Below are 12,288 nucleotides of genomic sequence, written 5' to 3'. Positions count from 1 at the left end.
TAATCTGGTACCGGTAAACTAAATTAATTGAGTAATCGACTCAAAAGGATAAAACTATGTCGCTTGGAAAACCTACCATTTTGGTAACAGGGGGAGCTGGATACATTGGTTCCCATACGGTGCTTGCTTTGAAGCAAGCGGGTTATAACGTTGTGATCCTTGATAATCTGGTCTATGGGCATCGTGACCTAGTAGAGAAGGTTTTACAGGTAGAACTGATAGTAGGGGATACTGGCGATCGCGCTTTGCTAGATCATTTATTTAAAACCCGCGATATTACTGCTGTGATGCACTTTTCTGCCTACGCCTACGTAGGAGAATCAGTGACTGACCCAGCTAAATATTACCGCAATAATGTCCTTGGTACTTTCACGCTGTTAGAAGCGATGCTGACGGCATCTGTAAAGAAATTTGTCTTTTCTTCTACCTGTGCCACCTACGGCGTACCAGAATTTGTACCGATTCCAGAAAACCATCCCCAAAATCCGATTAATCCTTATGGCGCTACAAAGTTGATGGTAGAGCGGATTCTTGCTGATTTTGATGTTGCTTATGGTTTTCAATCAGTGCGTTTCCGCTATTTTAATGCTGCTGGTGCTAATCCCAATGGCTTACTCGGCGAGGATCACAACCCAGAAACCCATTTAATTCCCTTGGTGCTGATGGCAGCTTTAGGCAAACGAAAATCTATTTCAATTTTCGGCACTGATTACCCCACGCCCGATGGTACTTGTATTCGTGATTATATTCATGTTAATGACTTAGCAGATGCCCATATTTTGGGATTGGAATATTTATTAAAAGGTGGCAATAGCGAAGTTTTTAATTTGGGTAATGGTAGCGGCTTCTCCGTCAGAGAAGTAATTGCAGCCGCCGAACAGGTGACAGGAACTTCGATAGCAGTAGAAGAACGCGATCGCCGTCCGGGTGATCCGCCAATTCTCATTGGCACTAGTGAGAAAGCTAGAACAATCTTAGGCTGGCAACCTCAGTATTTATCGATTGAGGATATTGTCGCTCATGCGTGGCAGTGGCATAAAAAGCGACATCAGTAGACTTGATGGCATGGAGCCGAGATGCAAATTTCACCTCGCGCATCTCGGCTTAATGCCTTAGCGACTTACTTGAAAGCTTTATTAATAGGTGGGATCTAGATTGAACCAAAAACAGAACAGTTAAGAGCGTTTTACAGTAGATGTGTAAGAGCAAGTAATATGTTTCAGCCGATCAACGTGGTGCGACTGGATGAAAGAACAAAGCGCATATACGTTTTAATTGGGGACACAATACAAATAGAGATATATCCAAATGGTGAGGTGACATTTCCATGACTAAACCTGATTATCAAGCCATGTCAGATGATGAATTAAGAGATTGGGTTAGATATCACCCACAGGACACCCAGGCATTCCATATTTTAATGGACAGGTTAGACCAACGACCAAAAATCATCACTCGCACCGATGAGGAATTTGAAACCGAGTTACAAAGGCGTATTAGCCAATCTATTTGATAGTAATTAAAATTAGCAAAAAACCACCACTATAAAAGCTGGTGGTTGAATGATTGTGTTAGATTGCGATCGCTAGGCGATATGGAATTCCTCTGGTAACTTGCGATGCAAAGATTCTCAATTACCGTCATGTACAAACTATCTGGTGAAATGACTTACAGAAAGGGAGGCACAAAAAAATGTCTCCCTACTCTTCTACTCTCCTATTCCCCACCACCTCTCATACTTCGCAGTACGACAACTAAGATGCCGATAAATCCAAAGATGGGAAGTGCGATCGCCCAAATTGGTAATTTCTGAGATTCACCCTCTCCTAAATTACTATTGCTGTTGACATCTCGCTGATTTTGTGTATTTTGTGTAGATCCACCTGCCACAGTAACTTCAAATTTGAATTGAAACGGTTTGAATCTTGCCCCAGAGACTGGTTTACCATTTAGTTGCAACTCATAAATACCTGGCTTGGGAAAGGTAATTTCAGCACCTGGAATACCTTGATAACGTTCTGCTGCCACAGGTTGTAACTGTGGTTCTAGGAGTGGTGGCTCTCCGGCTACGTAAGGCTCGGCATAAACAGCTAACCGACAATTACACTGTGACAGAGGAATCACCTTTCCACCTCTACGGGTAAGTGCAAACCAGGCTTGGGAGGGTTCTCCAGCGCGGGGATTATCATTTGGTTCAATGTGGAGAGTACCACCAACATCTCCAGCGACTTCCACCTTATGAGCAGATGCGGGGGAAAGATTAGCTATCGATATAACTAAGCAACTCAGGAATAATAAATACTTTATTTTTCCTTGATGCCAGGATTTGCCTTTGTGTAAGTAATGCCTCTGTTTTTGACTCGTTGGGATTGAGTCAGAAAATAAGGATGATTTACCGCGATTTGGTTGGGGGAACATAAAACTTTTCTACGGCTAACTTTGACCAAAAAAAGCGCGATCGCACCATCAATACACCGAGAGTAATAATTCCCATCAGTACTACCGCTAATTTATTTCCCCAAGTTGATTGCCAAGAACCCAAATAATGGGAACCAATCAACACAGCATGAATGGCACTCAAGAGCAAGGCTGGTACACCCAATAGATGAATCTGTCGCCAACGCTTGCCCAAAGATTTCTGCAACGATTCCCAACTCGTTAAAGCGGCGGGGGACATTAATATCAATGCTACAGCACCCGCAGCCATACCCCATTGAAATTCTGGCGGCATAAAAGCAAAGGCGGCAAAATTCCATTGCAATGAGTGTTCTATCATGTGGGCGGTGTGAACCACAGAAAGCACAAAAGAACCCACTCCCAAGGCGCGGCGGTAACGCAGTGGTGAAGCCCACAACCCACTAATAGGACGCGCAATTAACGCCAAAATTAAGCAGATTAACGCCGCGTGTCCGGTGTAATCTACCATTGTGTCACCAGTCCGCAACAAGGTGATGATGCCAATGGTGAGTGTTACCCAACCGCCTAATCGAAATAACTGACTGCGCCTGTCTTTACTTACCAATGATGTGGAAACGCCTACACCTAGCATCGTGGGCAGGGTTCCTAGTCCAAAAGCCAGCATGGTTGCCCCACCCATCCATAAATTGCCAGTTTCAGCAGCTTTTATTTGGGCAGCATAGAGAAAACCACAGGGCATTAAACCCCAAGTCATCCCCAAAAGCATTGGTGTCCACCATTTGGTTTTAAAGGAAAGCTTAACCATTCCTGTGCTGAGGCGATCGTGTAAGCTACCTTGTAATAAGGGGTGTAACACGGGAATGCGTGGCAGCAAATCGGGTTTTATTTGTCCTAAACCAAACCAAATCAGCATTACACCAGTTATAATTGCCATCCAGCGCCGGAAGTCGCTGCCAATGCCTGCTAGCTGTCCACTTTGCAGGAATACCGAACCCAGCGCTCCAATGCCAGCACCGACTAGAGCGTAGCTTAACATCCGCCCCAGGTTTAGCAGGATATGAAATTTTAATTGCTGTCGCCAAGTGTCGGACTTTTCTGAGGGTGATGTCCCTTTCGGCTGATGAGACAGAGAAAATGCCACTGTTAAAGGGCCACACATCCCAAAGCAATGCCCAAAACTGCCAAGGAACCCCAGGATCGCGATCAGCAACAAATCTACCATAAAAAAAGTCCTGAGTTCTGAGTCATGAGTTCTGAGTGTCAGAATAAAGATTTTGAAGAATCTAAGAAGAAATTTTTTTCTCTTTTTTGCTCAGTACTCAGTACTCAGCACTCCTCTAGTGGGGGACTGTAAATCAAGTTGTGTTCTCTGTTATAGATGGTAACAAAAGGGTAGCTTTCGTTTCGATGGCTACCTTTTTGATATTGAAGGGGTATTCTTTAGGAGTGCCACAAAAAGAAGTTGTATTAATCATAAAAAGACTTTCAATCGATCAAGAGACTCAAGAGTCGATAGCAGATTGGATTAAAGAAAATTGTATTAAAATAGACAATTAAACTTATTGCAAAGTGACTTTGCAGGTTGATTTAAGAATTTAAGGAACCAAAAGATTAAACCCTTCCTAGCAATCTTGGAAAGTTATGCCTGTGGATTTGCGCTACTCTAAGTCTGGAAGCCAAGGATAAATCACATGAAAAAATGGATTTGGCTGATGCTGTTGGTGCTGATGACAGTTGCTGCGGTGGGTAGTAGAGGTAGCACGTTTTTTGAACCGCGTCCCTCACCGACAATTGTTGAGCGCATTCCAGTGGAAACACGCGAACCACAGGCAGAGTCAAAGGAAGTTGACAGTGCGCCACAAGTGTCTACTGACAAGCTGTTAACCCATATCCAAAAGTTGAATTTTCAGCGCTACACAACAAAAGAGCGATCGCTTACTCGCACTTATATCACAACTGAACTCACAAAATTCGGCTGGAAACCCAAATTAGAAAAGTTTTCTGAGGGTGTGAATATTTTTGCTGAACGCCCAGGAACTGACAAAGCCGCTAAAGCAATTCTGGTTGCAGCGCATTACGATACCGTTGCTTTATCCCCCGGTGCTGATGATAACGCTAGTGGTGTAGCTGTAGTGCTGGAAGTAGCACGGTTACTCGGTTCTCGTCCCACACCACGGACGTTACAGCTAGCTTTTTTTGACAAAGAAGAAGCAGGGCTTTTAGGTAGTCAAGCTTTTGTGAGCAAGACAAGACGCTTACAAAACTTGGGGGGAGCGATCGTTATGGATATGGTTGGTTATGCTTGTTACACTGCCGGGTGTCAGAAATACCCTGCTGGATTGCCTGTTACGCCACCTAGCGATAAGGGTGACTTTTTGGCAGTAGTTGGTGATACAGAACATTTGCCTTTACTGAATGCTTTTCAAAGCTCACAGATGCTCCCCTCAAACGCCCTGAATAAACAAGAATCAAATCTGCCAGCAGTTTTGACAATACCAATTCCTTTTAAAGGTTTGCTCACACCTGATACTCTACGCAGCGATCATGCACCCTTTTGGTATCAAGGCGTGGGTGCTGTATTGGTGACAGATACCGCAAATTTACGGACTCCGCACTATCATCAACCTAGCGATATTCCAGCGACTATCGAGCGATCGTTTTTCACAGGAGCAGCACAGATTATAGTCAATGCTACTAGTACGTTGTTAAATAAAAATCAGGTTTTGGAAACTCAACCACCAAGCTAGGAAAAAGGCATTACAATCGCAGGGAAACTGGAAAATTTGTTAAACAAATTACCATTTCAGATATGAAGCTTCAATTCCCTGCTCACGGCGAATTCTACCATCTTTTTCAAACCACGCAATTACTTGCGGCGCTGTCAAATCTTCAATAGCAACACTATATTCTTGGGCAATATGCTTCAAAAGTTTCAGTGATGAAATTGTCAATCTTGTTAAAAACTTTTCTGGGGAAGACAGTAAAGCTGCGTCTACTTTTGCTGACTCTTCCAGAGTTAAAAATTGTGCTGATGGTTGCTGTGGTGGTACGTCCATAACGCTATCTCAAATTTAGTTGATTATTGGGAATTGGGTAGTAGTTTTCACTAATGACTAATGACTAATGACTAATGACGAATTTGTACCAAATAACCACAACGATGTTCGCCATCAATAATCCAGTGGGTGCGTTCTACGGTACAATCGGGTAATACGGCTGCAAACATTTCTAATTCGTGACCACAGATGCTGGGGAAAGATTCGGCAACGTTAGAAATGGCACAGTTATGCTCCATTAAGATAAAGCGATCGCACTCAAAAGAATCACTCACATCAACAGGGTGATACTCTGCCATGAAGCCTTCAGCTTTTCTCAACTCTACTAAGTTGGCTACACGTTCTCGCAGTGAACCATTACCAACGCGATCGCGGTATTCTAGAGCTTTACGCTGCCACTGTTTCTCTAATATCGATTTAAATTGATCGTGTCCTACCGTTTCGGCTAAGGTGTCTAGCAGCGAAACCGCAAAATGACCATGGCCATCACCAAAGCGATCGCTCATTGTTCGATGCAAGCGATCGCGTCCTTGACGACTCAGTTCATAAAGGTGCTGTGGCCGCCCCATACCCGCCGTCTGCATTGATGTCGAATACAAAACTAGCTCCTCCGTCTCCAAATCCTTGAGGTGGCGACGAATCGCTTGGGGGGTAACGTCTAAAACTTCAGCTAGCTCCAAAGCCGTTGCTTTTTCGTGTTTGTGCAGATACTCAAGGATATCTTGCTTGCTTGAGGACTGGTGAGTAGTCGCCATCTTCATTTGGTGCGAGGCGTTCAGCGAACGTCCCAAAAATTTCTTTGAAAATTTGACTTTGACAACATTGTTGTTGTTAATCTAGCGTAAAATGAAGATAGGTTAAACAACAAAGCTGTTGTTTTAGTCTCCACCACTATTCTAGCAGCCGTGTAACCATTGCGTAACCTGATATGGGGAATCGACTAAAGATAAAGTCCGTCTCCAATCCTAAAAGAGTTCAGAACACGAGAGATTATTACTGATGAGTGCCACTGTCAAAACCTTAGTCAACCAACCCTACAAGTACGGCTTTATTACTGATATTGAAGCCGACACTATTCCGCGTGGACTAGACGAGGACGTTGTTCGCTTGATCTCCTCTAAGAAGAATGAGCCACAGTTCATGCTGGACTTTCGCCTCCGGGCTTATCGCCAGTGGCAAAAAATGACGGAACCAACTTGGCCGAATGTCAAGTATCCGCCAATAAATTATCAGGATATCATTTATTACTCAGCGCCAAAACAAAAGAAAAAAAAGCTGAACAGCTTGGATGAAGTCGATCCAACCCTGTTAGAAACCTTTGAAAAGTTAGGCATTTCCCTATCTGAACAGAAGCGACTGGCAAATGTCGCTGTTGATGCAATTTTCGATAGCGTCTCTGTCGCTACTACATTTAAAGAAAAGCTAGCGGAAGATGGTGTTATTTTCTGCTCCTTTTCGGAAGCGTTGCAAGAACACCCAGAATTAATCAAAAAATATTTGGGTAGCGTTGTTCCCATCGCTGACAATTATTTTGCCGCCTTGAACGCCGCAGTATTTAGCGATGGTTCTTTTGTCTATATTCCTAAAGGCGTAAAATGCCCAATGGAACTGTCTACCTACTTCCGCATCAACTCTGGTGATACGGGACAATTTGAGCGGACTTTGATTGTCGCTGAAGAAGGTAGTTATGTTTCTTACCTCGAAGGTTGCACTGCACCGATGTATGACAGCAACCAGTTGCACGCCGCCGTTGTTGAACTTGTCGCCCTGGATAACGCCGAAATTAAATACTCCACTGTCCAAAATTGGTACGCTGGAGATGCCAACGGTAAAGGCGGTATTTACAACTTTGTCACCAAGCGCGGTTTGTGTCAGGGTGTAAATTCCAAGATTTCTTGGACTCAGGTAGAAACAGGTTCAGCAATTACTTGGAAATATCCTAGCTGTGTGTTGGTGGGTGATAACTCTGTGGGTGAGTTCTACTCGGTGGCGCTGACAAATCATAAGCAGCAAGCTGATACGGGTAGTAAGATGATTCACGTGGGTAAGAATACTCGCAGTACAATTATTTCTAAGGGAATCTCCGCAGGTAATTCTAGTAATAGCTACCGGGGTTTGGTGAAAGTCAATCCGACTGCTAAAGGGGCGAGAAATTATTCTCAGTGCGACTCGATGTTGATTGGGGATAATGCTCATGCGAACACTTTCCCTTATATTCAGGTGCAAAATAACGGTGCGAAGGTGGAGCATGAAGCTTCTACTTCTAAAATTGGGGAAGATCAGTTATTTTACTTTGCTCAACGGGGTATTTCTTCGGAAGATGCTATTTCGATGATGATTAGCGGTTTCTGTAAGGATGTTTTTAATCAGCTACCGATGGAGTTTGCTGTGGAAGCTGATAAGTTGTTGAGTTTGAAGTTGGAAGGCAGTGTTGGATAAATGGAAGCAAGGATAAACACAGGGGCATCGGCGTTCTGTGTTTATCTTTTGGAAGAATGACGAACCGCCAAGACGCCAAGAGCGCAGAGAAGGGAGAGAAGATGATTATTGAAAATAGTGAAGTTGTGCTGTCGGTTAGGAATCTGACGGCTAATGTTGATGGGACACCGATTTTGAAGGGTGTGAATCTGGAGGTGCGATCGGGTGAAATTCATGCGATTATGGGGCCGAATGGTTCTGGTAAGAGTACTTTTTCTAAGGTGTTGGCTGGGCATCCGGCGTATGAGGTGACTGGCGGTGAGGTGATTTTCCAGGGGCAGAATTTACTGGAGTTGGAACCGGAGGAACGCGCCAGAAGTGGTGTGTTTTTGGCGTTTCAGTATCCGTTAGAAATTCCGGGTGTGAGCAATTTGGATTTTTTGCGGGTGGCGTACAATTCTCGTCGCAAGGCGCAAGGTTTAGAGGAAATTGACGCTTTTGATTTTGACGATTTGATTGAAGAAAAGCTGGATGTGGTGAAGATGAATCCCAGTTTTCTCAGTCGCAGTTTGAATGAAGGGTTTTCTGGTGGCGAGAAAAAGCGGAATGAAATTCTGCAAATGGCGTTGCTGGAACCAAAGTTAGGAATTTTGGATGAAACTGATTCGGGTTTAGATATTGACGCACTCAGAATTGTAGCTAATGGTGTGAATCAACTGGCAAGTCCAGAAAATTCGACAATTTTGATTACTCACTATCAACGGTTACTTGATTATATTGTGCCTGATTTTGTGCATGTGATGGCACAAGGGCAGATTATTACGAGTGGTGGTAAGGAACTGGCGCTGGAATTAGAGTCTCGCGGCTATGACTGGGTACTGGCAGAATTTGCAGCTGCTGAGGTGGGTGTGTAATGTTTCAATCCCTGATAGGGATTTTTAATTCCAGCACTACTTAACATTGTAAACCAGTTTACGAGTATCTAATGAGTATTCAAATTTCTCCTAGTCCAATTCCTAACTCGAATGTGGTTAGTTTAACATCTACTTTTCTTGATAAAGATGCCTATTTAACTGAATTGTTAAATCAGGTAACTGCATCAAAAACAGAGGGGTGGTTGCAGGATTTACGCCAAGGTGCTGCTAATTGGGTACGTCACTCGACTATTCCCACTACCCGCGAGGAAGAATGGCGGTTTACTGATTTGTCGTCTCTGCGTAAGGTGCAATTTAATGTAGAGACGGTAAATTATGCGTCTTTGCAATTTGATATTTTGCCAGAAACGGCTAATAGTCGTTTGGTTTTTGTTAATGGCGTTTTTGCACCGGAGTTATCCGCAGTTACAGATTTGCCATCTGGAGTTGTGGTGAGTAATTTGGCTGGTTTGTCTGCGGTTGAGCAGGAAGGTGTACGGCAGTATTTAGCTCAAGCTGAGGGAGCGCAGGAAGTTTTTACTGCTCTCAATACGGCTGGGATAACTGATGCTGCTGTGGTGTGGGTGAAGAAGAATGTGGTGGTGGAAACGCTAATTCATTTGGTGTTTATTTCGGTTGCGGGGGAGACTGCCACGATTTCGCAGCCGCGTTGTTTGGTGGTGGCTGAAGGTGGTTCGCAGGTGTCGTTGGTTGAGGAGTATGTGGCAGGCAAGATGCCTACCCCACAAGAGGAAGTATATTTTACTAATGCGGTTACGGAAGTTTGGGTGGGTGACAATGCTGAGGTTAGTCACACTAGGGTTGAGCGGGAAGGTGCGGAGGCTTTTCATATTGGGAAAACTGCGATCGCACAATCTCGTGATAGTCGGTATACTTGTCATGCCATAAGTTTAGGTGCAAAGCTGTCACGGCACAATTTAGAGGTTTTGCAAACTGGTGAGCAGACACAAACTACTCTCAATGGATTGACGGTAATTTCTGGTAAGCAGTTGTCTGATACTCACAGTGCGATCGCACTTAACTATCCTCATGGTACAACTGACCAATTGCATAAATGTATTGTAGGCGATCGCGCTCATGCGGTGTTCAATGGTAAAGTTTTTGTACCCAAACTAGCGCAGTTGACTAATGCAGCCCAGTTGAATCGTAATTTACTGCTATCATCAAAAGCCAGAGTTGATACCAAACCCCAATTAGAAATTACTGCCGATAATGTTAAATGCGCTCACGGTGCTACCGTTAGCCAATTGGAAGATGACGAAATCTTCTATCTACAAAGTCGGGGAATTGATGAAAATGATGCTCGGAAGTTGTTAATTAACGCCTTCGCTGCTGAAGTCATCAACAAAATACCAGTTCCTTCTCTGCGAGAAATCCTTTTAAACACAGTCAATAATCTTAAGTCCCTGACTAATGACTAATAACCATTGTACAGACACAATTAATCGCGTCTGTACTGACTAATGACTAATAACTAATCTACCAATGACTTTTACCTCTACCAAAACCCTTGCTGATAAAGTTCGCGCTGACTTCCCGATATTGCATCAGGAAGTCAACGGTAAACCCTTGGTTTATCTCGATAATGCTGCAACATCGCAAAAGCCTTTGTTAGTATTAAATACTCTACGGGATTATTACGAGCAATATAATGCTAACGTACATCGCGGTGCCCATACCCTAAGTGCTAAAGCTACGGATGCTTATGAAGGTACTAGAGATAAAATTGCCAAATTCATCAATGCTGCATCGCGTCAGGAAATCGTCTACACCCGCAACGCAACTGAGGCGATTAACCTAGTAGCCTATAGTTGGGGAATGAATAATTTACAGCCGGGGGATGAAATTATTCTCTCGGTGATGGAACACCACAGTAATATTGTGCCTTGGCAATTGGTGGCGCAAAAAACGGGTGCAGTCCTGAAATTTGTAGAATTAACACCAGAAGAAACTTTTGATTTGGAGCAGTTTCAAAAGCTGATTTCCGACAAAACTAAGTTGGTGTCAGTGGTGCATATTTCTAATACTTTGGGTTGCATTAACCCAGTGGCAGAAATTGGTGCGATCGCACACAAATATGGTGCTAAATTCTTAGTCGATGCTTGCCAAAGTGTCCCTCATGTGCATGTCGATGTACAACAGATAGATTGTGATTGGTTGGTAGCTTCCGGTCATAAAATGTGCGCCCCAACTGGGATAGGATTTCTCTATGGCAAGTTGGAATTGCTAGAATCAATGCCACCATTTTTTGGCGGCGGTGAGATGATTGCAGAGGTATACTTAGATTATTCTACTTATGCAGAGTTACCGCATAAATTTGAAGCCGGTACACCTGCAATTGGGGAAGCGATCGCACTTGGGGCTGCGATCGATTATCTTAGCAATATCGGCATGGATAAAATCCACGCCTACGAAGCAGAATTAACAGCTTATTTGTTCCAACAATTAGAGCAAATTCCCCAAATTAGGATTTACGGCCCCAAACCAAATGCTAAAGGCGAAGGTAGAGCCGCTCTTGCGTCATTCACAGCCGGAGAAGTCCACGCTAACGACTTATCTACATTATTAGATCAAGAAGGCGTTGCCATCCGTTCTGGACACCACTGTACTCAACCATTACACCGTTACTTAGGTCTTGCTGCAACCGCACGAGCAAGTCTATCTTTCTATAACACCCGCGAAGAAATTGATATTTTCATCAAAGCCCTGAAAGAAACTCTGGACTTTTTTGCAGGTTTCCTTGCTTAAAGTTACAAAATATTCAGATACTAATTGTGCCAAATATCAGCAACATATCTTGCTAATAATTGGCACAATTTAATTATCTGGATTATTTACGGGAGCAACTAAAGTGTCATACAGTGACTTTACTTTAGACAGAGTTAGAAAAACTTTCGGTCTAACTATTTCTGATAAAGTTGATATATTTGCATCTGTACATGAAGTAGAGTGTCCACCATTACTTGAAGAACTATTGCGGGAAAATGTACCTTTAGCTCTGGCTAGTAATACAGAAAAATCCCGTTCAGAAATGATTATTGCACCAATCTTAATTGCTGTAAGAAAATATTTAAATAATCAAATAAGTTTATTTTCTGGTATCGATTTTACTGTTGATTCAGCACAAGGTTTAAATGGAAATTGCGATTTTATTATTAGCCGTTCACCAGAATTATTAATTCTTAACGCACCCGTTGTCACAATTGTAGAAGCTAAAAAAGAAAATATCAATGCAGGATTAGGTCAGTGTGTCGCAGAGATGCTAGCAGCTAAATTGTTTAATGAACGTGAAAACAATAACATTCAGACAATTTATGGTACTGTCACCACAGGAACTAACTGGAAGTTTTTGAAACTTATTGAGCAAGTAGTTGAAATTGACTTGAGCGAGTATTATATTAATGACATAGGTAAAATTATCGGGATTTTATCTACTATTGTGACGGAAAAAGTATTGTAAT

General features: G+C 43.1%; 13 protein-coding genes. 9 read left to right on the top strand and 4 right to left on the bottom strand.

Annotated elements, in window-relative coordinates:
• Nucleotides 1-56 precede the first annotated feature (56 nt).
• The 3 genes from galE to V7K98_RS19645 all read left to right on the top strand — a co-directional run bounded on the left by galE (nt 57) and on the right by V7K98_RS19645 (nt 1,513).
• Nucleotides 57-1,055, top strand: coding sequence for a UDP-glucose 4-epimerase GalE (gene galE / locus V7K98_RS19650; protein ID WP_335024782.1), 999 nt, complete (start codon nt 57-59; stop codon nt 1,053-1,055).
• A gap of 99 nt (nt 1,056-1,154) precedes the next feature.
• Complete coding sequence (locus tag V7K98_RS28935; RefSeq protein WP_442940428.1) at nt 1,155-1,331, top strand: DUF6888 family protein; 177 nt, start codon at nt 1,155-1,157, stop codon at nt 1,329-1,331.
• Nucleotides 1,328-1,513, top strand: coding sequence for a DUF6887 family protein (locus V7K98_RS19645; RefSeq protein ID WP_335024779.1), 186 nt, complete (start codon nt 1,328-1,330; stop codon nt 1,511-1,513). Before V7K98_RS28935 ends, V7K98_RS19645 begins: the two co-directional genes overlap by 4 nt.
• Before the next feature lie 203 nt (nt 1,514-1,716).
• Here V7K98_RS19645 and V7K98_RS19640 read toward each other — a convergent pair whose 3' ends face one another.
• Both V7K98_RS19640 and V7K98_RS19635 read right to left on the bottom strand, forming a co-directional pair.
• Nucleotides 1,717-2,418, bottom strand: coding sequence for a hypothetical protein (locus tag V7K98_RS19640; protein ID WP_335024777.1), 702 nt, complete (start codon nt 2,416-2,418; stop codon nt 1,717-1,719).
• Nucleotides 2,393-3,640 (bottom strand): urease accessory protein UreH domain-containing protein, encoded by a 1,248-nt coding sequence (locus V7K98_RS19635; RefSeq protein ID WP_335024775.1) that lies wholly within the window; start codon nt 3,638-3,640, stop codon nt 2,393-2,395. Before V7K98_RS19635 ends, V7K98_RS19640 begins: the two co-directional genes overlap by 26 nt.
• 469 nt (nt 3,641-4,109) lie before the next feature.
• Here V7K98_RS19635 and V7K98_RS19630 point away from each other — a divergent pair, with 469 nt between their 5' ends.
• Nucleotides 4,110-5,165 (top strand): M28 family peptidase, encoded by a 1,056-nt coding sequence (locus V7K98_RS19630; protein WP_335024773.1) that lies wholly within the window; start codon nt 4,110-4,112, stop codon nt 5,163-5,165.
• 48 nt (nt 5,166-5,213) lie between these two features.
• Here the strand turns inward: V7K98_RS19630 and V7K98_RS19625 are convergent, their stop codons facing one another.
• Nucleotides 5,214-5,474 carry a hypothetical protein gene (locus V7K98_RS19625; protein ID WP_335024771.1) on the bottom strand — a complete coding sequence of 87 codons (261 nt, stop codon included), beginning with the start codon at nt 5,472-5,474 and terminating at the stop codon, nt 5,214-5,216.
• A gap of 71 nt (nt 5,475-5,545) precedes the next feature.
• Nucleotides 5,546-6,229 carry an iron-sulfur cluster biosynthesis transcriptional regulator SufR gene (sufR, locus tag V7K98_RS19620; RefSeq protein ID WP_335024769.1) on the bottom strand — a complete coding sequence of 228 codons (684 nt, stop codon included), beginning with the start codon at nt 6,227-6,229 and terminating at the stop codon, nt 5,546-5,548.
• 244 nt (nt 6,230-6,473) lie between these two features.
• Between sufR and sufB the strand changes: the two genes are divergently transcribed.
• From sufB to V7K98_RS19595, 5 genes are all read left to right on the top strand, one after another.
• Complete coding sequence (gene sufB / locus V7K98_RS19615; RefSeq protein WP_334893131.1) at nt 6,474-7,913, top strand: Fe-S cluster assembly protein SufB; 1,440 nt, start codon at nt 6,474-6,476, stop codon at nt 7,911-7,913.
• Between the two features lie 101 nt (nt 7,914-8,014).
• Nucleotides 8,015-8,806, top strand: coding sequence for a Fe-S cluster assembly ATPase SufC (gene sufC, locus V7K98_RS19610; protein ID WP_335024767.1), 792 nt, complete (start codon nt 8,015-8,017; stop codon nt 8,804-8,806).
• 71 nt (nt 8,807-8,877) lie between these two features.
• Nucleotides 8,878-10,248, top strand: coding sequence for a Fe-S cluster assembly protein SufD (gene sufD, locus V7K98_RS19605; RefSeq protein ID WP_335024765.1), 1,371 nt, complete (start codon nt 8,878-8,880; stop codon nt 10,246-10,248).
• Nucleotides 10,249-10,312: 64 nt separating this feature from the next.
• Nucleotides 10,313-11,575, top strand: a complete 1,263-nt coding sequence (locus V7K98_RS19600; RefSeq protein ID WP_335024763.1) for a cysteine desulfurase — start codon at nt 10,313-10,315, stop codon at nt 11,573-11,575.
• Nucleotides 11,576-11,678: 103 nt separating this feature from the next.
• Complete coding sequence (locus V7K98_RS19595; protein WP_335024761.1) at nt 11,679-12,287, top strand: hypothetical protein; 609 nt, start codon at nt 11,679-11,681, stop codon at nt 12,285-12,287.
• Nucleotide 12,288 lies beyond the last annotated feature (1 nt).

The sequence above is a fragment of the Nostoc sp. genome (genome assembly GCF_036917435.1).
GTDB lineage: Bacteria > Cyanobacteriota > Cyanobacteriia > Cyanobacteriales > Nostocaceae > Nostoc.
The sequence above is the reverse complement of the archived record's forward strand: the minus strand, read 5'-3'. Positions and strand labels throughout refer to the sequence as shown.